This window comes from Bacillus sp. C28GYM-DRY-1 (genome assembly GCF_030519405.1).
Taxonomy (GTDB): Bacteria; Bacillota; Bacilli; order Bacillales; family Bacillaceae; genus Bacillus; species Bacillus spizizenii_A.
On record NZ_JAUMKF010000018.1, the window covers coordinates 19,847 to 40,648 of the forward strand.

21 protein-coding genes and 1 other annotated feature are annotated in these 20,802 nt (G+C 44.3%); of the genes, 2 read left to right on the top strand and 19 right to left on the bottom strand.

Annotated features, from left to right (window positions below; all coding sequences use genetic code 11):
* Positions 1-6 precede the first annotated feature (6 nt).
* The 4 genes from araB to Q3W56_RS15880 form a co-directional block, all read right to left on the bottom strand.
* Positions 7-1,692, bottom strand: a complete 1,686-nt coding sequence (araB, locus tag Q3W56_RS15865) for a ribulokinase (protein ID WP_302896149.1) — start codon at positions 1,690-1,692, stop codon at positions 7-9.
* 15 nt (positions 1,693-1,707) lie between these two features.
* Positions 1,708-3,198: an L-arabinose isomerase gene (gene araA / locus Q3W56_RS15870; protein ID WP_302896150.1), complete on the bottom strand. Its 1,491-nt coding sequence runs from the start codon at positions 3,196-3,198 to the stop codon at positions 1,708-1,710.
* 316 nt (positions 3,199-3,514) lie between these two features.
* On the bottom strand, positions 3,515-4,483 hold the full coding sequence (gene abnA, locus Q3W56_RS15875) for an arabinan endo-1,5-alpha-L-arabinosidase AbnA (RefSeq protein WP_302896182.1): 969 nt from the start codon (positions 4,481-4,483) through the stop codon (positions 3,515-3,517).
* A gap of 155 nt (positions 4,484-4,638) precedes the next feature.
* Entirely contained in the window at positions 4,639-5,724 is a 1,086-nt protein-coding gene (locus Q3W56_RS15880; protein WP_302896151.1) for a M42 family metallopeptidase, read from the bottom strand.
* A gap of 183 nt (positions 5,725-5,907) precedes the next feature.
* Between Q3W56_RS15880 and ysdB the strand changes: the two genes are divergently transcribed.
* Positions 5,908-6,300: a sigma W pathway protein YsdB gene (ysdB, locus tag Q3W56_RS15885; RefSeq protein ID WP_302896152.1), complete on the top strand. Its 393-nt coding sequence runs from the start codon at positions 5,908-5,910 to the stop codon at positions 6,298-6,300.
* A 16-nt stretch (positions 6,301-6,316) separates the two neighbouring features.
* Here the strand turns inward: ysdB and Q3W56_RS15890 are convergent, their stop codons facing one another.
* The 8 genes from Q3W56_RS15890 to lytS all read right to left on the bottom strand — a co-directional run bounded on the left by Q3W56_RS15890 (position 6,317) and on the right by lytS (position 12,224).
* Positions 6,317-6,586, bottom strand: a complete 270-nt coding sequence (locus Q3W56_RS15890; protein ID WP_302896153.1) for a DUF1294 domain-containing protein — start codon at positions 6,584-6,586, stop codon at positions 6,317-6,319.
* Positions 6,587-6,641: 55 nt separating this feature from the next.
* Positions 6,642-7,001 carry a 50S ribosomal protein L20 gene (gene rplT / locus Q3W56_RS15895; protein ID WP_003222420.1) on the bottom strand — a complete coding sequence of 120 codons (360 nt, stop codon included), beginning with the start codon at positions 6,999-7,001 and terminating at the stop codon, positions 6,642-6,644.
* 31 nt (positions 7,002-7,032) lie between these two features.
* Positions 7,033-7,233 carry a 50S ribosomal protein L35 gene (gene rpmI / locus Q3W56_RS15900; protein ID WP_003222418.1) on the bottom strand — a complete coding sequence of 67 codons (201 nt, stop codon included), beginning with the start codon at positions 7,231-7,233 and terminating at the stop codon, positions 7,033-7,035.
* 12 nt (positions 7,234-7,245) lie between these two features.
* Positions 7,246-7,767, bottom strand: a complete 522-nt coding sequence (gene infC, locus Q3W56_RS15905) for a translation initiation factor IF-3 (RefSeq protein ID WP_010886591.1) — start codon at positions 7,765-7,767, stop codon at positions 7,246-7,248.
* Positions 7,768-7,825: 58 nt separating this feature from the next.
* Positions 7,826-7,956: a sequence feature (ribosomal protein L20 leader region), on the bottom strand.
* Positions 7,957-8,449: 493 nt separating this feature from the next.
* The gene (gene lrgB / locus Q3W56_RS15910) at positions 8,450-9,145 is read right to left on the bottom strand and encodes an antiholin-like protein LrgB (RefSeq protein WP_302896154.1); all 696 of its coding nucleotides are present in this window, start codon (positions 9,143-9,145) and stop codon (positions 8,450-8,452) included.
* A 20-nt stretch (positions 9,146-9,165) separates the two neighbouring features.
* On the bottom strand, positions 9,166-9,606 hold the full coding sequence (gene lrgA, locus Q3W56_RS15915; protein ID WP_302896155.1) for an antiholin-like murein hydrolase modulator LrgA: 441 nt from the start codon (positions 9,604-9,606) through the stop codon (positions 9,166-9,168).
* Positions 9,607-9,739: 133 nt separating this feature from the next.
* A complete protein-coding gene (lytT, locus tag Q3W56_RS15920) occupies positions 9,740-10,465 on the bottom strand; it encodes a two-component system response regulator LytT (RefSeq protein WP_302896156.1) in 726 nt (241 codons plus the stop codon).
* Entirely contained in the window at positions 10,443-12,224 is a 1,782-nt protein-coding gene (gene lytS, locus Q3W56_RS15925; RefSeq protein WP_302896157.1) for a two-component system sensor histidine kinase LytS, read from the bottom strand. The genes lytT and lytS overlap by 23 nt, the downstream gene beginning before the upstream one ends.
* Positions 12,225-12,389: 165 nt before the next feature.
* On the opposite strand from lytS, the gene Q3W56_RS15930 reads away from it, so the two are divergent.
* Positions 12,390-13,172 carry an HAD family hydrolase gene (locus Q3W56_RS15930; protein WP_302896158.1) on the top strand — a complete coding sequence of 261 codons (783 nt, stop codon included), beginning with the start codon at positions 12,390-12,392 and terminating at the stop codon, positions 13,170-13,172.
* Between the two features lie 39 nt (positions 13,173-13,211).
* Here the strand turns inward: Q3W56_RS15930 and thrS are convergent, their stop codons facing one another.
* From thrS to speD, 7 genes are all read right to left on the bottom strand, one after another.
* Positions 13,212-15,143: a threonine--tRNA ligase gene (gene thrS, locus Q3W56_RS15935; RefSeq protein ID WP_302896159.1), complete on the bottom strand. Its 1,932-nt coding sequence runs from the start codon at positions 15,141-15,143 to the stop codon at positions 13,212-13,214.
* Positions 15,144-15,541: 398 nt separating this feature from the next.
* Positions 15,542-16,387, bottom strand: a complete 846-nt coding sequence (gene ytxC, locus Q3W56_RS15940; RefSeq protein WP_302896160.1) for a putative sporulation protein YtxC — start codon at positions 16,385-16,387, stop codon at positions 15,542-15,544.
* Positions 16,388-16,465: 78 nt separating this feature from the next.
* Positions 16,466-17,107, bottom strand: coding sequence for a TVP38/TMEM64 family protein (locus Q3W56_RS15945; protein ID WP_302896161.1), 642 nt, complete (start codon positions 17,105-17,107; stop codon positions 16,466-16,468).
* 34 nt (positions 17,108-17,141) lie between these two features.
* Positions 17,142-18,077: a primosomal protein DnaI gene (dnaI, locus tag Q3W56_RS15950; RefSeq protein ID WP_302896162.1), complete on the bottom strand. Its 936-nt coding sequence runs from the start codon at positions 18,075-18,077 to the stop codon at positions 17,142-17,144.
* 27 nt (positions 18,078-18,104) lie between these two features.
* On the bottom strand, positions 18,105-19,526 hold the full coding sequence (dnaB, locus tag Q3W56_RS15955; RefSeq protein ID WP_302896163.1) for a replicative helicase loading/DNA remodeling protein DnaB: 1,422 nt from the start codon (positions 19,524-19,526) through the stop codon (positions 18,105-18,107).
* Positions 19,527-19,640: 114 nt separating this feature from the next.
* The gene (nrdR, locus tag Q3W56_RS15960; protein WP_019715345.1) at positions 19,641-20,099 is read right to left on the bottom strand and encodes a transcriptional regulator NrdR; all 459 of its coding nucleotides are present in this window, start codon (positions 20,097-20,099) and stop codon (positions 19,641-19,643) included.
* Positions 20,100-20,371: 272 nt separating this feature from the next.
* Positions 20,372-20,752: an adenosylmethionine decarboxylase gene (speD, locus tag Q3W56_RS15965; protein WP_003223584.1), complete on the bottom strand. Its 381-nt coding sequence runs from the start codon at positions 20,750-20,752 to the stop codon at positions 20,372-20,374.
* Between the last annotated feature and the right edge of the window lie 50 nt (positions 20,753-20,802).

Consider the following 20,802-nt stretch of genomic DNA (forward strand, 5'->3'; position numbering starts at 1 on the left):
CACCCTTTATGAATTCTTTTTGACGGCAGATGAAAATTGAAGATTTTTAATTGTTTTCAGACGTTTCATGACATGGTTTTCTTTTCCGAAATAGTGAACCAGCTCTTTATATTCAGCGTACAATTTTTCATACACCGCGGCGTTTTCGGCGTTCGGCGTATAAGATATATCTTTCAGTTTTCCCATGTGCGCCGCCGCCTCTTTGATGTCGTCGTACCCGCCGTTTTCTTTACCGGCGGCAAGGGCGCCGAAAATGGCAGATCCTAAGGCAGGGGCTTGCGGGGAACCAGAGATTTTAATGTCCATGTTTGTCACATCAGCATAAATCTGCATGACAAACGGGTTTTTCTCAGCAATTCCGCCGGCTGCGTACAGCTCCTCAATCGGAACCCCGCTTTCTTTGAACGTTTCGATAATCATCCGGGTTCCGTAAGCTGTCGCTTCAACTAATGCTCTATAAATCTCTTCAGGCTTCGTCAGCAGCGTCATGCCAAGCAGCATTCCAGTTAAATTAGCATCAACAAGGGTTGACCGGTTTCCATTCCACCAATCTAAAGCAAGCAGTCCGCTTTCACCTGGCGCTTGAAGGTTTGCCTTCTCACTCAGCAGCTCATGAATGCTAATGTTTTTTTCCTCTGCTTCCTCTCGATACGCTTGCGGGACACATGTTCTTACAAACCAGTCAAAATGATCGCCTACACAGGACTGCCCGGCTTCATATCCCGCGTAGCCCGGGAGAATTCCGTTGTCCACGACACCGCACATACCCGGCACGATATGTACCTCTTCGCCCAGAAGAACATGGCACGTTGAAGTTCCCATAATCATCAGCATTTTCCCTGGCTCTGTGATGCCGACCGCTGGCACGGAAACATGAGCATCAACATTGGCAACCGCAACAGCCGTACCCGGAAGAAGGCCTGTCAGCTGTGCCATTTTTTCAGTCAGTCCGCCGGCTTTTTCCCCTACTGAATGAATAGAACCTGCTAATTTGTCGTTTGTAATCGTTTTCATTAAAGGATTTAATTTGCCAAAGAAATCATCTGACGGATATCCCGCTTTTTCACTCCAAATTGCTTTATACCCTGCAGTACAGTTGCTTCGCTTAAGCGAGCCGCACAGCTGGTACACGATCCAGTCTGCAGCCTCGATAATCCGGTCAGCCGCCTCATAAATGTGAGGCGCTTCTTCTACAATCTGCATGACCTTCGGAATCATCCATTCTGATGAAATTTTTCCCCCGTACCGCTGTAGAAAAGCTTCTCCTTCTTCTTCCGCGATTTGATTGAGCCGGTCAGCATGTTTTTGGGCCGCATGATGCTTCCAGAGCTTCACATAGCTGTGCGGCTCCTCTTCATATTCCGGCAGCATGCATAACGGCTGCCCTGTACGGTCAACTGGCAAGATCGTACATGCCGTAAAATCAATACCGATCCCGATAATGTCTTTCGGTTGAACGTCCGTCTGGTCGAGTAAAGACGGAATGGTTGTTTCCAAGACTTCGAGATAATCAGCCGGGTCCTGCAGCGCCCAGTCCCGCGGCAGCTTATGACCCGTTTTTGGAAGCACGGTATCAATGACCGCATGCCTGTATTCTTTCACAGCAGACGCCAGTTCCTCCCCTGTTTCGACATGAACGAGCACCGCTCTTCCTGATAAAGTTCCAAAATCAACCCCTATTGTGTAAGTCAAGTGATATCCCCCTCTCTACTTTTGAAGCCGGTAAAGCGCCTCGTTCCATTTTAATTCGTGTTTCAGCTTGTGAATTGTCGTATCACGGGAAATGAGAACGCTTTCGATCCCCGCCATTTCCGCCCAATCAAGCATTTGCTCCGCTGTCAGTTCATAAGACAAGCAGGTATGGTGTGCCCCGCCGGCTAAAATCCATGCCTCAGCCGCTGTTTTCAATGACGGCTCTGGCTTCCAGAGAACACGGGCCACCGGCAAATTCGGCATGTCTTTTTCAATTTCCTGTCCGTTGACCTCATTCAAAACAAGACGGAAACGCCCCCCAATATCAACAAGGCTTGCTTGAATGGCTGAACCGCTGATGCCGTTAAATACAAAACGTGCAGGATCCTCTTTTCCACCGATGGAAAGCGGATGAACCTCAATTTTCGGCTGATCCAAGGCGACAGTCGGACACACTTCAAGCATGTGCGAGCCCAGAATCATTTCATTTCCCGGTTCAAAATGATACGTATAATCTTCCATGAAGGACGTTCTTTTTCCTTCAGCCATGATTTTCATCATCCGTACAAGAGCCGCTGTCTTCCAATCTCCTTCACCTGCGAACCCGTAGCCTTTCTCCATCAGGCGCTGAACAGCAAGCCCCGGAAGCTGTTTCATTCCGTGCAGCACTTCAAACGATGTCGTAAAAGCTGAGTATCCGCCTTGTTCAAGAAAAGCAGTTAAGCCAAGTTCGATTTTCGCCTGTTCTTTAATGGACGCTACCTTTGCTTCGTCACGTTTTGTTTCCTCGCTGATGACATAAAGCCTGTCATACTCCGCATAAAGCGTGTCAACCTCGTCGTCCGTAATTCGGTTCATCACTTCAACAAGGTCTCCGATCCCATATCCGTCAACCTGCCAGCCAAATTGAATATGCGCTCCCACCTTGTCTCCGTCCGTTACCGCGACGTGACGCATGTTATCTCCGAATCTGGCAACCTTAATATGTCTGCTTTCATTTAATGCAGCCGCCGTATCCATCCACTGGGATATTTCTTTCTTCACTTCTTCATCATCCCAATAGCCGGCAACGACTTTTCGGTTCAGCCCCATTCTCGAGTTGATGTAACCGTACTCACGATCGCCATGTGCGGATTGGTTGCTGTTCATAAAATCCATGTCAATCGTACCCCATGGGATATCGCGATTATATTGTGTATGCAGATGCATAAGCGGTTTTTGATAAGAGGAAAGACCCTCAATCCACATTTTTGCTGGAGAAAATGTGTGCATCCATGTAATGATGCCGGCGCATGTCTCACTGTACTCCGCTTCTCTTAACAGCTGTCTGATGGTTTCCGGTGAAGTGACGACAGGCTTGTGAGTGATGTTATATCTGGAAGAAACTCCGCTGAGTCCCTCACAAATGCTTTTCGCATGCTGATCTACCAGTTCCAACGTCTCTTCCCCATATAGGTGCTGGCTCCCTGTTACAAACCAGAATTCATAATTCTTTGTCTGAAGCATGTAAACTGCCCCTTTCTTCCTATAGTAAAACGCTTTCAATTACCCAAACAGATACGGACTAATAACAACAAATAAACCATTAACAATTAATTTGTACGAACAACTTCATTATATTAGTAGGTTTATTTACTGTCAATCATTTTTGTATTCTTTTACAAAAAGAAATGATTGGTTACAAGGTTTTCAGGTGAAAAAACGTGTTCTTACATCTATGATTGCTCCGTCAATTCATCTTCCGATTCCGCTTTCCATTAGAAAAAGCCCTGATGTATCAGGGCTAAACAAAGAGAATAAGATGTGAACGGTTGGCTTTATCTTAATAAGACGGCCAGCCTGAACTCCAATTCAAATCATTGATTAACATCTTTGGAGTTCCGTTGTCTTTTGCATCATAAGCATGACGCACGAGTATGTTCCCGTTTACGATATCCTGTCCGCCCGGCCCTTTCCACTGTTCATTGCCGGCATCAAGAATCGTACCTCCTCCATCCATCATGCTTCTACCGCTTCTGTCTACATAAGGACCTGTAATATTTTTCGATCTGCCATAAGCAATTTTGTACGTACTATTTACGCCTTCACAGCATTTATCGAATGAAACCATTAAGTAATAGTAGCCATTATGGTATGTTAATGTAGGGGCTTCCAGAGCGCCGCCGTTATTTGGTCTAGCTGCTATTGAATATAATGAGCCAGTGGGTTTCATTGTATCTTTATTTAATCTTGTTAATTTAATGCCACTCCAGAATGAACCAAATGCCAGCCAAGGGTTTCCATCTTTATCAATGGTTAATTCAGGATCAATGGCATTGTAATTATTGGCACTTGTTGACCGAGTAACAAGTCCCTCATCCTTCCAGCTGCCTGAACTGAGACTTGTAGTTGAAGCAAGCCCAATTAAAGAGGTATTGCTGCCAAATGAAGAAACTGAATAGTAAAGCCAGTACTTTCCGTTGTAGTATTTGACATCCGGTGCCCATTGGTTTCGTTCGTAATTAGGCACATATTGCTTCCACCAAGATAAAGGACTAGTGAAAATTGACCTTTGAACCCTCCATACTCCGTTGCTGTCCGCTTTTAGAACACGTAATCCGTTTTCCTCAGCAAGGCCTGTCCCAAAAGCGTACCAAGTATTCCCTTCTTTTGCCATTGTCGGATCATGCAGAAGCTCGTTCGATGCCCCCCAAAAAGCCGCTGATGCCGGTAAAGCGGACAACATTACAGCACCAGCTGTTAAAGCTGCACAAGAAAAACGTAATAATCCAGAAAACGCTTTCTTTTTCATATTCATCATATCCTCCTTTTTTTGGGATATAGAAAACTTGTCTATCATCCAGACTAGCACAAATTTTCTATATATATCCTTATTGTAGAGTTGCTTATTGAATTTGTACAGACAAAAAAAAAGAATCCGCCTTTTATAGCGGATTCTGATGGATTTTATTCATATGTGATTTGGTCAACTGTCTTTCGGTCTAATTTCTTAATCACTTCTGTAATTAATTTGACCGTGTTTTCATAATCATCACGATGCAGCATGGCTGCGTGTGTATGAATGTAGCGGGTTGCAATGGTGATAGAAAGTGCAGGAACACCATTTGCCGTCAAATGGATGGCTCCGGAATCTGTTCCGCCGCCGGCAATGGCATCAAATTGGTACGGAATGCCCGCTTCCTCTGCGGTAGCGACAACTGCATCGCGCAAACCTTTGTGAGAGACCATAGATGCATCGTAAACGATAATCTGCGGGCCTTTGCCCATTTTGCTTTGCGCTTCCTTTTCAGAAATACCAGGCGTGTCTCCTGCTATACCTACATCAACACCAAACGCAATATCAGGCTGAATGGTGTGGGCAGCCGTTTTCGCTCCCCTCAGGCCAACTTCCTCCTGCACGGTTCCCACGCCATACACAATGTTTGGATGATCTGTGTTTTGTAAATTTTTTAACACATCAATGGCAATCGCACAGCCTATGCGGTTGTCCCAGGCCTTCGCCAGCAAGAATTTTTCATTGTTCATGACCGTAAATTCAAAATGAGGAACGATCATATCTCCTGGGAGTACACCCCACTCCAAGGCTTCTTCTCGGCTTGATGCTCCAATATCAATAAACATGTCTTTTATCTCTACTGATTTTTTTCTCGCTTCAGGAGATAAAATATGCGGCGGCTTAGAGCCGATAACTCCTGTAATCTCTCCTTTTTTCGTGACGATGGTAACACGCTGGGCCAGCATAACCTGAGCCCACCAGCCGCCAACGGTTTGGAAACGGATAAAGCCTTTATCAGTGATTTGCGTCACCATAAAACCGACTTCGTCCAAATGTCCGGCAATCATAATTTTCGGGCCGTTTTGCGCACCTGTTTTTTTGGCAATTAAACTGCCCAGCCGATCTGTTGTCACCTCATCAGCAAATGGTTCTATGTATGATTTCATCACTTGCCTTACTTCTCTCTCATTGCCCGGTATGCCTTTTGCATCTGTTAAATCTTTCAGCATGGTCAATGTTTTGTCTAATTTTGCCATATTCTAAAACCTCCTTCATCAGTCCTGCCTTCTTATTATACAAAACCTGGCGCTAACCATACGACTATTTCACTTGAAAATTGGGTATATGTTTTTAGAACTTTCTTTTAGAAAAAGTGAAACCTTTTTCTATGCTCTTCGTATTACATCAGATCATCACAATAAGGGAGGTGCCTTCACACAATGTTTGTCATGGTTTTAAGGATCATATTGCTTGCACTTTTTGCTTATTGTATCTATGCCGCAGTCAAATATGTCGCAAATCCAAAAAGAAGGCTTAAGCTGGCCCAATCAAAAGAACATTTTTATATTATTGATGAACAGAACAATACCCGAAAGAACTTTCAGCTGACGTATAAAGGCGTGCTTTTCGAAGGAGAAAAGCATATTCCTGCCAAAGATCATCCGCTGTTTATCCACACCATCTTTGTCTGGACAGAATCTCCTGAGAAGCTGAAACATTTCTCTGAAGAAGATTTTGAGAACATTGAAGAAAGAGTGCTGGAACGCTATCCGAATTGTAAAATTGACTGGGACCAGCCCATTAAACTCGCAAAAAAAGCAGAAGAGCGCTAAAACGCTTCTCTGCTTTTTATAAATCAAACGGGCTGTAAGAAAGACCGATTAAAATCGCTTCAATTACCAGAAGAAACGGCACTCCGTACTTAAAAGACATGTGTTTCGTTTTATGTCTGAAGGTTTGCATGCCAAGCCAGACACCGAGCGCTCCAAACACGATCGCTATTAGCCACAGCCGATCTTCAGAAATTCTCCATTTGTGCTGCTGCGCTTTTCGTTTGTCAATGCCCATTACCCAAAAACCGCATAGATTAATCAGCACCAAATACAAAGCAATAACCATGTTGCCTCATCCTTTATATAAAAAAGCCGCTCTGCTGGAGAGCGGCTCTATATGATTACTTGTTTAATTGAGCTTTAGCAGCATCAGCAAGCTGATTGAATGCAGTAAGATCGTTTACAGCAAGATCAGCAAGCATTTTACGGTTTACTTCGATACCAGAAAGCTTAAGACCGTGCATTAAACGGCTGTAAGAAAGACCGTTCATACGAGCAGCTGCGTTGATACGAGTGATCCAAAGCTTACGGAAATCACGTTTTTTCTGACGACGGTCACGGAAAGCATAGTTTCCAGATTTCATGACCTGCTGGTTAGCTACTTTGTATAATGTATGTTTTGAACCGAAATAACCTTTTGCTAATTTAAGAACCTTTTTACGACGCTTACGTGTAACAGTTCCGCCTTTTACTCTTGGCATTGAATTTCCCTCCTAATTGTTCCTTGTCCGATTACTTGATGTTAGCAAGCATTTGTTTGATACGCTTGAAGTCTCCTGCGCTTACAACAGCACTCTTGCGAAGCTTACGCTTTTGCTTTTGAGATTTGTTGGCGAATAAGTGACTTGTGTATGCATGAGAACGTTTCAACTTCCCAGAACCTGTCTTTTTAAAACGTTTAGCAGATCCGCGGTGAGTTTTCATTTTTGGCATGGGATTTCCTCCTTATTGCTTTTCGTTTTTCGGCGCGAGCATTAAGAACATGCTGCGGCCGTCCATTTTTGGTTTTGTTTCGACAGTCGCAACCTCAGCACATGCTTCAGAAAAACGGTCTAACACACGCTGGCCGATTTCTTTATGAGTAATTGCGCGTCCTTTAAAGCGGATAGAAGCTTTCACTTTATCGCCTTTTTCAAGGAATTTAATCGCATTGCGCAATTTCGTGTTAAAGTCATGCTCATCGATTGTCGGACTTAACCGAACTTCTTTTAAGTTAATGATTTTTTGATTCTTGCGTGCTTCTTTTTCCTTTTTCTGCTGCTCAAATCGGAACTTACCGTAGTCCATGATTCGGCAGACAGGCGGTTTTGCATTCGCTGCAACTAACACAAGGTCAAGATTTGCGCGGCCGGCGATTTCAAGTGCTTCCTGACGGGACTTGATTCCAAGCTGGTCGCCATTTTGTCCGATTAGACGGACCTCACGTGCACGGATACCCTCATTAACCAATTGATCTTTGCTAATAATGAGCCACCTCCATAGTTTCTTCGAATTGATTCACAACTCATTTTGACTGCATTCTGCAGGCAAACAAAAAGTGTGGGCATTATAAAACACCCACACTACGAACATCTGTATCAATAAAAATGTACGGTCAACCTGCCAACTACATGCATGTGTCAATCAGGTGAGAAGCGGGTGCTTCTGCTTGTGATTTATATTCAATTCAATGACTATTCTACACAATACCGGATCTTTAGTCAAGGACGACTTATCCGGAACAACTTTTACATTGTAACATGGGTTTACTATGAGCGCAAGAGAGAAAAAGAAAATCTTTCATTCTCATCCAGGATGTGAAGTTTTTGAACCTGCGGTGATCCATGACCGATCTCCGGAAATGCTCAAAGCAAAGGAAGAAGCCGGACAGCGATAGGCAGCAGTCCAAAAAAGAGCAGGAAGTGAATTCTGAGGAAAAACGGCAATCGCAGGCACAACAGCAGCAGACCGAGGCACCCCCATCTAATAGCAAAAATGAACCATCTTCCGAAACAGGCAGATGATCCCGTTCAACAGCCCGCTTCAGAGCTTCCTGATGGCGATGCGTATGAAGAACGGAAAAAGTCAAGGGGAATAATGGGTAAACAAGGAAATATCCATCCCGAAGGCGCACCATAAAATAAAAAAAGCCAAGGCTTTCAGCCTTAGCTTATCCTCCGATTAGCTGCACGAACACAGGGATGACCAGAACCGTTACCACTCCTACGACGACAACCGCAATACTTGCCATCGCAGCTTCAACTTCTCCCATTTCGATTCCGACGGCTACACCGAGTGCATGTCCGGACGTTCCGAGAGCCAATCCTTTAGAAATAGGATTCTTTACTTTAAACACCTTCAGAAACAATGCTCCGAGCGCGTAAACAATAACAGCGTTAAAGATGACCGCAAAGGCAGTGATGTCGCTGATGCCGCCAATGTCTTTTGATAGAGGAAGCGCAATTGCCGTTGTAGCCGCCTGCGGAAGCATGCTTTTCATCACTGCCGCATCGAGGTGAATGCCTTTTGCGAGCAAATAAACAATCGTGACAGAGCAGATAGAACCGACAATAATGGAGGACATGATTTGCCACCAGTATTTTTTCAGCTTATCTCTTTGTTTGTACAGAGGAATTGCAAAAGCGATCGTCGCCGGTTCAAGGAAAAACTTAATGATTTCTCCCCCGTTATTATAATCCGCATATGTAAAACCGCCGATTTTTAGAAATGCGATCCCTAGCACCATGGCAACAAACAAAGGAGTGAAAAGGAAGAATCCTTTCGTTTTTTTAAATAAAAAGGTGCCGATGCCGAATGCAGCAAGCGATACGACAATTCCGAAATAAGGACTCATTGTGCTTTCCATCTGATGAACCTCCTGTTTCCTTAATGGTGAACGAGTTCTTTATTGTTCTGCGGGCTTTGCACTGTTTTTGCTTTCATCTCCGCTGCGGATTTGCGTTTTCCGCTGAGCGAAAGAATCAGCTGAGAAAACAATCCTGTAGCCCCTAGCAAAATGATCGTTGCGAGCAGAATGACAAGAACAATTTGCAGACCGAATTGCTGCATGACACCTAGCGAATTCATAACTGATATACCTGACGGGACAAATAAAAACCCGATCAGAGAGGTTAAAGACGTTCCGAGTGTTTCTACTTGTTCCAATTTAATGACTTTCAAACATAATAGAAGAAATAATAAGACCAACCCTACAACCGATGCCGGGATAGGTATTGGGACAATAGCGGCAATCATATTCGAAACCAGCATAATGACGGCAAAAATAAATGCTTGTGTTAAAAATCCGTACACTTTTTTAGCACTCATTTTCTTCACCTCTTTCTCTTTGGTACCCCCATTATAAATAAGAATCCCTTAATATAAAGCGCTTACAAGATAACATGCAAAATAGCGAGGCTGAGTTGCAGAAACAAATGGCTGAAATGCAAAAAGCCGCCCATCAAATATGGAGCAGCTTTTTCAATTCCTTCGCATATGTCCGGCTGACCGGTATTTTTGATCCGTCTTTCATGATCAGATTGTACGTTGAATTAAACCACGGCTGAATCTCTTTAATATATTCGGTATTGACGACAAAGCTTCGGTGGACGCGGATAAAGTCAGCATCAGGCAGCTTTTTCTCAATCACTACGAGCGAATCGCTGACCGAATAAGATGTATCGAAGGTTTTTACATTGACATGACCATCTTCCGTTCCGGCATAGATAATGTCCTTCGTATCTACGATTACAATTGATTCTCCCACAGATAGCGCGAGTTTATGCTGGCTGGCATGGCTGTTCTGTTCTATTTCAACGATATCCCGATTTACTTTTTTATATTTTTTCAGCGTTTGCTGAATTCTTTCCTCATCAAAAGGCTTAGTTAAATAATCAAGAGCGTCCACCTCAAACGCTTTGAGCGCATATTGGTCATACGCTGTCGCAAATACAACAGCAGGAGGATGCTTCATTTTTTTCAATCGCTGTGCGATATCAAAACCGTTTTCTCCGGATAAATCAACGTCTAAAAACAGCAAATCAGGTTTTTGATCCATCATTTGGTCAAAAGCAGATTCGATATTTTCCGCTTCATTGACTTCTATTTCCTCATTGGCCCGCTTGAGCAAGTAAGCCAGTTCATCTCTTGCCAGCATCTCATCATCAACTATTAACACCTTGAGCATGTTCTTCTCCCTCTTTCATCTGTTGCATTGGCACTTGAAAGGAAACCTCTGTCCCTTTCTGAACCTCACTCCTGATATTCAGGGCAGCCTGCTGTCCGAATAAACCGACCAGCCGCTGATTTAGGTTATAAAGCGCTGTACCGGTTCCCTCCTTTGAAGGAAACGGTTTCTTTCCCAACTTCGGCAGGATGTCCGGCGGAATTCCCCGTCCGTTATCCGTCACCTTCATATAGACGAATGTATCATCAGATAAGACACAGACCGTCACTTTGCACATGTCTTGTTTGTTCGGAAACGCATGCCTAAGCGCGTTTTCCACAAGCACCTGTAAAACAAACGGTGGGATTTTAATTTGCTCCAGCCTGCTGTCGATATTTAGCTCAATCTTATATTTCCCGGGAAAACGCGCCTGTTCTAATGACAAATAGGCGTGAAGGTGGTTCAGCTCCTTTGAGAGCGGAATCAGCAGCTGTCTCGCTCCTTGAAGGTTTGAACGAAAATAAACACTGAGCTGCAATAAGAGCTTACGTGTTTTTTCAACATCCGTGCGGCATAACGCAGAAATCGTATTGATCGCATTAAATAAAAAATGCGGATTCACCTGAGCTTGAAGCGCTTTGATTTCAGCATCCTTGAGAAGCTTGCTCTGCAGCTCTGCTTCCCCAAGCTCAAGCTGTGTGGAAAACAGCATGGCCAGTCCTTCAGCAAGCTCCTCCTCTACTTGGCTCAGGCCAGCCGGGTTTTTAAAATACATTTTTAAGGTGCCGATTGTATTGCCGTTTGATGTCAGCGGCAGGACAATTGCCGCATGCAAAGGACATTCAGAATGCGTGCATTCAATCTCTTCCTGGGAAATCGCCTTCATGATTTGCCCTGTTTTAATCACCTTTTTGGACAAACCGGTGATCAAGCTTTTGGATGGGATGTGGTGATCCATTCCCGCGCCGACATGCGCAAGGATCTTCTCATTGTCAGTGAGGGACACCGCATCTGTTCCGGTCAGCTTATGAATTATAGCCGCCACACTTTTACAGGAGTTTTCATTTAGACCTTGGCGAAAAAATGGAAGCGTCTGGTCAGCAATTGTCAGCACTCTGTGTGTCTCAAGCGCCCTTGCCTGCTCTTCCTTGCGAATGATCGCTTGAATAATCGACAGGAAAATAAAACTGCCTGTTCCGTTGATGAGTATCATCGGAATCCCGATCATGCTGACAAGCGCCCAAGCGTCACTTAATGGCTTCGCCATCAGCAAAATAATCACCATCTGCAGTGACTCCATGCCGATTCCCACAAGAGCGGCGATACGCGGTGTCGGCATTCGGTACCGCTTCATAAAATACCTGCCGATCAAGCCTGCAAGAACACCAGCTAAAACGGATGATACCGCACAGCTTAGGGCCGTGCTGCCGCCGAGCGAAAAACGGTGCAGGCCTGCCAGTATACCGATCCCCGCCCCTACAAATGGACCTCCGAGAAGGCCTCCAATTTCCACGCCCAAAATACGGGTATTCGCAATCGAGCCCGACGGATCTATCGCAAACACCCAGTCATTGTTTACAATCATATTTTTTTGAATTTCGATGCCTGTATAATTGCTGATAATGCTGAAGAGAGAAAAAATAGAGATTAAAACCGCTTTTCCTTTATAGCCGTCCTGATTTTGAAGAGCTTGTCTAAAAAGCTTTGTATGGGCAAGAATGAAACCCAATATAACGATAATCCCTACCCTCTCAAGCATCATAATCATTAAATGAATCATGCCTGTCACCTGTTCTTTCCGTTTATTCTAACATGTTTTCGTTTCACGGCTGACTGTTTTTTTAAAATCGTCTGAAAACATATTTCGCATGGCTTTTATCTATTGTAAAATAAAACATGAGCCTTTTGGCAGAAAGATTTTGAATCTGAAGCAGAGGAGAAGATCATGAAAGCTGTATTTTTTGATTTAGACGATACACTACTTTGGGATGAAAAAAGCGTCAGAACAACATTTGCAGAAACTTGTGTGCAGGCGGAGAAAAAATATGGCCTTAACCCGCGAGCATTCGAAGCAGCTGTCCGCGAAGCGGCGAGAGAATTGTACATGTCTTATGAGACGTATCCATATACAGTGATGATCGGCATTAACCCGTTTGAAGGACTTTGGTCCAATTTCTCAGAGCCGATCAGTGAAGGCTTTCAGAAGCTGAACAAAATTGTGCCGGAGTACAGAAAAAACGCATGGACAAACGGACTGAAAGCGCTTGGCATCGATGATCCGGCATACGGCGAATATTTAGGAGAGTTTTTTGCGGCAGAACGCAGAAAACGCCCATTTGTATATGATGAAACATTTGCTGTACTCGATCAATTAAAAGGCAAATATGAATTGCTGCTTTTGACAAACGGCGATCCGAGTCTGCAAAAGGAGAAGCTCGCCGGCGTGCCTGAACTCGCCCCTTATTTCAATGAAATCGTCATCTCCGGCGCTTTCGGAAAAGGGAAACCGGATGTTTCCATTTTTGAGCACTGCCTTAAGCTGATGAATATTGAAAAAGACGATGCAATCATGGTCGGCGATAATTTGAATACTGATATTTTAGGCGCTTCAAAAGCCGGAATCAAAACCGTTTGGATTAATCGGACAGATAAGAAAAACGAAACCGATGTGACGCCTGATTACATCATCAGCAGCCTTCATGATTTGTTTCCTATATTAGAGAAATAAAAAAAGCATGATCTCTTCAATGAGATCATGCCCTTTATGTTATTTTTTCGCTTCAGCTACTGCCTTTTTCACAAAATCATCAAGCGAAATGGTTTCAGAGTTCTGCTCTCTGTACTTACGGACGTTTACCGCTCCGTTTTCTGCTTCTTGGTCACCGACCACAAGCATGTAAGGGATTTTTTGCATTTGCGCTTCACGGATTTTGTAGCCGATTTTTTCATCGCGGCTGTCGACTTCTACACGCAGGCCTTCACGCTGCAGGCGTTCCTGCACTTTTTTCGCGTAGTCTAAATGCACAGCCGGAGACACCGGAATGACTTGGAACTGAACCGGTGCAAGCCATGTTGGCAGCGCGCCTTTGTGTTCTTCGATTAAGAAGGCAACAAAGCGTTCCATTGTAGATACGACACCTCTGTGAATAACAACCGGACGGTGCTGCTTGCCGTCTTCACCGATATAGGTCAGATCGAAACGTTCAGGCAATAAGAAGTCAAGCTGAACCGTAGACAATGTTTCTTCTTTGCCGATCGCTGTTTTCACCTGAACATCAAGTTTAGGGCCGTAGAATGCCGCTTCGCCTTCTGCTTCGTAATAGTCATGGCCGATTTCGTCCATTGCCTCTTTCAGCATGGATTGCGCTTTGTTCCACATTTCATCGTCATCAAAATATTTCTCTGTGTCTTCCGGATCACGGTAAGACAGACGGAATGTATAATCACTTAAACCGAAATCTTCATAGACATCCTGGATTAAACGGACTGTACGGATAAACTCATCCTTAATTTGATCCGGGCGCACAAAGATGTGTGCATCATTTAACGTCATGCCGCGTACACGTTGAAGCCCTGACAGCGCACCTGACATTTCATAGCGGTGCATCGTTCCCAGCTCCGCAATACGGATTGGTAGCTCCCGGTAGCTGTGAATGTCTTGTTTGTAAATCATCATATGGTGCGGACAGTTCATCGGACGCAATACAAGTGTTTCATTGTCCATTTCCATCGGAGGGAACATCCCTTCTTGATAATGATCCCAGTGTCCTGATGTTTCATACAGCTCTTTGCTTCCAAGCACAGGTGTGTATACATGCTCATACCCGAGGCTGATTTCTTTATCGACAATGTATCGCTCGATGACGCGGCGGATTGTCGCGCCTTTTGGCAGCCAAAGCGGCAGACCTTGTCCGACTTTTTGAGAGTTCGCAAACAGCTTTAATTCTTTGCCAAGCTTTCTGTGGTCACGCTCTTTCGCTTCTTCAAGCATGCGAAGATGCTCTTCAAGATCAGCTTTTTTGAAGAAAGCTGTGCCGTATACACGCTGAAGCATTTGGTTATTGCTGTCACCGCGCCAGTATGCTCCTGCAAGGCTTAACAGCTTAAACTCTTTGATTTTTCCTGTTGAAGGAACGTGAACGCCGCGGCACAGGTCAAAGAATTCGCCTTGCTCGTAGATCGAAACGGTTTCTCCTTCAGGAATTGCATCCAATAGTTCCAGCTTCAGGTCGTCGCCGATTTCTGCAAAACGGGCTTTCGCTTCTTCACGGCTGACTTCTTTGCGAACGATCGGAAGGTTCGCATTGACGATTTTTTTCATTTCCTTCTCGATTTTCGGCAGATCCTCAGGTGTAATCGCTTCTTCCATTTCTACATCGTAGTAAAAACCATTTTCGATGACCGGACCGACACCGAACTTGACATCTTTATAAATGCGTTTAATCGCTTGAGCCAGCAAATGAGCCGTACTGTGGCGCATAATTTGAAGACCTTCTTCTGAGCCTTCTGTAATGATTTCCACTGTACCGTCTTCATTGATCGGTGTTCTCAAATCGATCTCTTTTCCGTTCAGTTTTCCGGCTAATGATTTTTTCTTTAATCCCGGACTGATGGATGCCGCGATATCTTCTGTTGTTGTTCCTTTCGCAAACTCCTTGACTGCTCCATCAGGAAATGTAATTTTCACCATATCTGACATCTATGTCACTCCTTTTTTTGCATATAAAAACCCCGCCCCCTATGAAAGGGACGAGGTTAAATAAACGGAATCGTGGTTCCACCCTTTTTTCCGCAAAAGCCAATACTCCGGCACCTGCGGCTCTATGCTCTGTAACGGGAGTTCCCGTCAGCCATTACTGCTCCTTATTAAAGGGGTTCACAGCTGAAGTTCAAAGGCGGTAAAGTGAATGGTCCATAGCTAGGAAGCTTGCAGCCGGGGCTTCCCTCTCTTTAAGCCGGTATCATTCCTTCGTGTCCTTATCAATACGTGTGTCTTTCTTAATCTCCTATGTATTATAAATTGTTCAATCCAAAAAATCAACAGATCGCATTTCCTTTTTTCAAACCGACAGCCTTATATATACAGGCTGCCGGCCCTTATCCTTCCGAGTGCTTCACGGGTATTTCCGCGTCTGAAAAAGCGTGCAGCGGAAGCAATTCCATTCTCTCTTGAAATACGTTTTGAATGGTCCTTGCCATCATGTGCTCGGGCTGGTCGGTGTAAAGCACCACTTCATCAGGCGCAATGGAAATCAGCGGCGCGAGCAAATGAGAATCAATGTACATAGGATGATCGCGGACAAATCGCCTGTCTATGTATTTCATTTTTTCCCGTTCCGGCACATAGCGCAGTTCCCATAATGTAAATGAACCATCATGGACAATATGCACCTTTTTGATTCGCGGCTGTTTTGCTGTTACATAGTCTCTGAGAGTTTGAATAAAGTTTTGATATTCCTGTTCCATCTTATATTCATCTATCGCCGCTTCCGTAATGTCTCTAAGCTGCTTGTAGTATTGTCCGAGTCGGAAGGTCTGAAAGGAACGAATGGAAAATAAGCCTTCCTCTAAACAGATCGTTTGGAGTTCATCCAAAATTGATTGTTTCCGCGAAAGCTTTAGCGGCTCAAACGGAAGATCGTCCGCTTCTCCTTCAATAATACTGTGTGCGAGCTGAAGGATATGCTGCTGTTCATCCTGGTCCGTGAAGCAGTATGTTCCCTCAATCAATGACAGCATATGCTCGTCTTCTTTGCATTCTAAAAAAAACTTGACCAGAATCGGCTCCATAAAACGCTGAATAGAGAAAGCCGGCTGAGCTTTTTCAATCCCGATTTTCCGTATGCCTTCACGGACAATGATATTGTTCCGATCGTCCGAATGCTGAATGAGATGTAAAAAAGCAGCTGCATCATGGTCATCTTCAAAGATTATTTCAAGCATGTTTGTCCCCCCTTACGGCATCTGTTACAAGTATATGGGGGATGTTTTTAAAATAGACGTAAAGGTCATTGGCAAATCTTAATTTGATTCTTGGAAAAAGTTTTGCATTTTCTTTCTGAAGATGAACGGCAGCGAGATAAACACGATATACAAAGCAAGCACCATAAAGAAAGCGGGCAAATTGCCAGCCAAAAAGCTCGCCCCCAGCACATTAAGCGCAATCGTCCCGGGGATGATTCCCGCGGCCGTCGCCGCAAAATACGGCAGCGCTTTGACATTGGAAAGGCCTGCTGCATAACTGACGAAATCAAAATTGACCGGCAGGATTCTTAAAAGCAAGATATAAAAAAATCCGTTCTCCTCCATCTGTTTCTGAATGGCTTCCAGCTTTTCGTAATGGCCGTTCCTTTTCGCAGCAAACAAACCAGCCGCAAAAAACGAAACAGCTGAGGCGCACATCGAACCGAATAACGTGTAAAGGGTGCCGAGAAGCGGTCCAAACGCAAGTCCGCCCGCTATAGAAATAACAGACACCGGAAATAAAACAAGAGGTCTGACGATGGATATCCCGATAAACATCAGCGGTGCAAAGACCCCGAATGATAATACCCATACCCTGATCTCTTTCGGCGATACATTCAAATACCTTTTATTTCCCCAAAAGATTAAACCTGCAACGGCCAGCACTGCCAGACATTTAAGAGCGGTTATTCGTTTCATACCCTCAGTTCCTTCCCCTTTGAACCGCAGCGGGTTACGGATGGCGGCGGTTTTCTCCGTCAAGGCGGATCGGAGCAGCCAAATATAATATCCGCTCCATTAATCTTGCCGCTTTTACTTCTTCCTTTTCTCCCCTTTGCGAATACGTAAAATGATGCTTCAGCTCGTCAGGTGAGAAATTAGAAGAAAAGAACGTCGGCAGCTGCTGGGACATTCTGTGCTGAAGCACCGTTCCGATGACTTCATCCCTTACCCAGCTCGTCATTGATTCCGCCCCGATGTCATCAAGCATCAATACAGGTGTTGTTTTGACCATATTGAGTTTCTCTTCCAATGAATGGTCTTGAAGCGAATTCTTGAGCTCCCTCACAAATTCGGGTACATATACGATCATGGAGGAATACTCTTTTTCCGCCAGTTCATTGGCAATCGCAGCGAGCATAAACGTTTTTCCTACCCCGAATTTCCCGTATAAATACAGTCCTTTCCCTTTTCCCGTCTCATTATAGCTTTTCAGAAAATCCGTAACATGCTGGAACATCGCGAGCCTGCTAGGATCACTGATATCAACCTGCTGGAATGTCGCTCCGAGAAGGTCCTGCTGGATATACATGCTTTTCATAAGAGACTTTTGTTTTTTCTGCTGATCAAGCTTCCGTTTGACCGGACATTCATAATACTCGATATCAATAGAACGGCCAATGACAACAAGCTTCGGATGGTAGCCCTCCAACAGATTGTTGCAATCTTCATTTTCTGAACAATACGAGCAATTCTTGCTTTGTCCGATATATTCATAAAGCTTATTTAAGCTCTTTTCGACCATATTTTGATCAACCACATCTTCGTTTTCCTTCAAAAATGCCTGAACATCTTGATCCTTCATGACTTTTTCCTTCATTTGTTCAAGACGTTTTTGGAAATCCGGCCTGCCGGTTACGCCCTGCAGGGAACGGCCGATTGGTTCCATCTATTCCTTCACCCCGCTTCTCTGTCTTTAATAGGCAGAGTATTTTTTCAGTTTTTGCATCTCTTCCATCATCTTTTTCTTCTGTTCTTCCAAATCCTGCGGTTGCAGCTTCTGCTGTCCGGATTCTGAATCGGACGCTGTTTCCTTTTCTTTCATCCAGTCAGGAAGTTTTTCTTCGCGAATCACTTTTGAATTGCGTTTCGAAGGCTGATTTGCTTTCCCTTCAGCCCATTCAAGGTATTGGCGATTTTCTTCTATCGCGAGCTTCATCGCTTCTCTGACCGTTTTTACCTTTTTGCGTGCCCAATGCGACGCGATCTTTTGGATATAGTTTTTCGACAGCTTCATGTCGGTTTTTAGCATGACGTAATAAATTAACACATTTGTAACACCTGGCTCGAGCTTCTGTTCAAACATAATTTCTTCTATGATTTTCAGATCAGCTTTGGACGGCTCTGTTCCGTCGGCAATGTCCTGCAGAAGCTTCTTAGGAGAAATCGCCTCAAGCAATGCGATTAGCTTCCCGTCCAGCGAATCCTCTTCCGCCGGTTTTTCGCCTTCACGCAAATGCACCGGCTGTGTTTTTTCCACTAAGTCAGGCAGCTGTCCGTTCCTTTCGATTTGATACCAGTCACTTGCCGCTTTTCTTAAAGCCTCCGTCGTAATGACGTCACGCTCATCAATCGCGCTCATCACGACATTTTGCATCTGCAAAGGATCTATGCCGTACAGATAAGAAAGCTTTTTGATTGTGTCCCGCACCTGCTGAGTCATCGCTTTTCTCGGAATCATCGTCTCAGAAAGTCCCGCTAAAAACAAATCAAAATCAAACACATCCTCTGTTATGGTGTAGGACGGTGCCTGTCCGACAGAAGTATACTCTGTGCCCTGCGCAAGTCTCACCGTTTCCTCCATATCAGCTGTGAGCTTCCATTCACTCGGCTGCAGCGATTGAAACGCATGATTAAACGGCCGCGTAATGTCCTTCGCATCTTCTGAAATAGCCGGGTGCGTGAAAAATTGTTTTAATTGCTGGTATTTTGTTTTTCCGACTCTATTGTACAGAAAAACATTCAGCATTCCGTCTTCAAAAAAATCATTTGGCCTGAGCGGCGGAAGGAGTTCATATATAAAGAGGCGCTCCTGCCGCTCGGATTCCTTCATATATACTTTTAGCAATCCGATGCCTTCGAGCTTCCCCTGTTCCTGATGGATCATTTTTAAGTTAGACTGTGTCATCCCCATCAGCTGTCTATGTGTGGACTCTCCGCCCCACAGACGGTTTTGTTCAAGCTCTCCCCACAATGTCATATAAAGAGAGAATGCAACAGGGCCGATTAAAGGCTGATACAGTTGTGTGATAATTTGTCTGTCTATATCCTGCAGCATCGATCTGCTTTTGACCACATACGGATCTACAGGCAGTACATCTTTCCAATAGTCAGCCATACATTCTCAAACCTTCCGAATTTGTTTCTACCTTTCATTTTACACCGTTTCTCCTATCTATCAAATGCCAATTTTGCACATGAGAAAAGAGCTAGAAGAATCCTCTTAGCTCTTTTAACGCTCTTTCTTTATTAAGTCTTTTAATTCGTCGATAAAGACGTTTATATCTTTAAACTGCCGATAGACGGACGCGAACCGTACATATGCGACTTCATCAACCTTAGCCAGCCGGTCCATCACCATTTCTCCGACGAGCTCGCTTTTCACCTCAGAACAGCCTTGATTGCGAAGTTCTTTTTCAATATCAAAGCACATGTCTTCAAGCGTTTTGAGTGAAACAGGTCTTTTTTCGCATGCTTTTATGAGGCCTCGCAGCATTTTTTCTCTGCTGAATTCCTCACGCACACCTTCTTTTTTCACGACGATGAGCGGGGTCTCCTCCACTTTCTCAAAGGTCGTAAACCGGTAGTGGCAGGATTCACATTCGCGTCTTCGGCGAATCGATTTTCCGTCATCCACAGGCCGTGAATCGAGGACTCTCGTTCCGTTATGCTGGCATGAAGGACATTTCAATAAAATCAGCTCCCAACTATTTCGTTCCCTGCAATGTATGTTCGGCAGCCTCCGCCTTTTAAAAATAGATGTGAATGCATCTGTCGGGAGAGCCGTTGTATAGAGCTGTGTCTACAGCATCTGGTGGTTTGTGAAAATCTCTTTCTTATTTTACAAAAAAAATGAAAAAAGAAAAAGCTTGACCACCTTGTTTCTTTATAAAAATAAAAGGAGCATAAGCTAAAAAGCGCATAATGGCTTTCTAGCTTCAGCTCCCTTTGTGTTCGTGTTTACTATAGTACTTTCGCTTGCGCCTGTTTAATTTGCACAGGCCCCATGCCTCTTGGTATTTCAATGTTTTCTCTTGTATCAGCATGTAATGCCTCTGCGATGTAGTCAGCAGCGACATTAGGATCTAAGTCTCCACAAGTATAAACATCAATGCTCGCATATCCGTGCTCAGGAAAACTGTGAATTGTTAAGTGTGATTCAGAAATAATCACAACTCCGCTTACGCCTTGCGGTGCAAACTTGTGAAATGCAACCTCGCGCACCTCAGCACCTGATTTTAGAGCAGCATTTACAAACGTTTTTTCAATAAAATCCATGTCATTCAGCTTATCAAAATCGCATCCCCATAGCTCGGAGATAACGTGACGCCCCATTGTTTCCATAGTCATGGACCCCCCTTAACAAGAATTAAAAAGTGAAATTCCAACAACTG

What these genes read in the sequence shown, in the direction of transcription:
- Q3W56_RS15880 (WP_302896151.1), bottom strand. Translation starts at nt 5,724, where the DNA reads ATGGCAAAATTAGACAAAACATTGACCATGCTGAAAGATTTAACAGAT.
- rpmI (WP_003222418.1), bottom strand. Translation starts at nt 7,233, where the DNA reads ATGCCAAAAATGAAAACTCACCGCGGATCTGCTAAACGTTTTAAAAAG.
- araA (WP_302896150.1), bottom strand. Translation starts at nt 3,198, where the DNA reads ATGCTTCAGACAAAGAATTATGAATTCTGGTTTGTAACAGGGAGCCAG.
- dnaB (WP_302896163.1), bottom strand. Translation starts at nt 19,526, where the DNA reads ATGGCTGACTATTGGAAAGATGTACTGCCTGTAGATCCGTATGTGGTC.
- dnaI (WP_302896162.1), bottom strand. Translation starts at nt 18,077, where the DNA reads ATGGAACCAATCGGCCGTTCCCTGCAGGGCGTAACCGGCAGGCCGGAT.
- Q3W56_RS15930 (WP_302896158.1), top strand. Translation starts at nt 12,390, where the DNA reads ATGAAAGCTGTATTTTTTGATTTAGACGATACACTACTTTGGGATGAA.
- speD (WP_003223584.1), bottom strand. Translation starts at nt 20,752, where the DNA reads ATGGAAACAATGGGGCGTCACGTTATCTCCGAGCTATGGGGATGCGAT.
- Q3W56_RS15945 (WP_302896161.1), bottom strand. Translation starts at nt 17,107, where the DNA reads ATGAAACGAATAACCGCTCTTAAATGTCTGGCAGTGCTGGCCGTTGCA.
- lytT (WP_302896156.1), bottom strand. Translation starts at nt 10,465, where the DNA reads ATGCTCAAGGTGTTAATAGTTGATGATGAGATGCTGGCAAGAGATGAA.
- lytS (WP_302896157.1), bottom strand. Translation starts at nt 12,224, where the DNA reads ATGATTCATTTAATGATTATGATGCTTGAGAGGGTAGGGATTATCGTT.
- rplT (WP_003222420.1), bottom strand. Translation starts at nt 7,001, where the DNA reads ATGCCAAGAGTAAAAGGCGGAACTGTTACACGTAAGCGTCGTAAAAAG.
- ytxC (WP_302896160.1), bottom strand. Translation starts at nt 16,387, where the DNA reads ATGCTTGAAATAATCTTTGAAGATGACCATGATGCAGCTGCTTTTTTA.
- lrgB (WP_302896154.1), bottom strand. Translation starts at nt 9,145, where the DNA reads ATGGAAAGCACAATGAGTCCTTATTTCGGAATTGTCGTATCGCTTGCT.
- abnA (WP_302896182.1), bottom strand. Translation starts at nt 4,483, where the DNA reads ATGAAAAAGAAAGCGTTTTCTGGATTATTACGTTTTTCTTGTGCAGCT.
- thrS (WP_302896159.1), bottom strand. Translation starts at nt 15,143, where the DNA reads ATGTCAGATATGGTGAAAATTACATTTCCTGATGGAGCAGTCAAGGAG.
- lrgA (WP_302896155.1), bottom strand. Translation starts at nt 9,606, where the DNA reads ATGAGTGCTAAAAAAGTGTACGGATTTTTAACACAAGCATTTATTTTT.
- ysdB (WP_302896152.1), top strand. Translation starts at nt 5,908, where the DNA reads ATGTTTGTCATGGTTTTAAGGATCATATTGCTTGCACTTTTTGCTTAT.
- Q3W56_RS15890 (WP_302896153.1), bottom strand. Translation starts at nt 6,586, where the DNA reads ATGGTTATTGCTTTGTATTTGGTGCTGATTAATCTATGCGGTTTTTGG.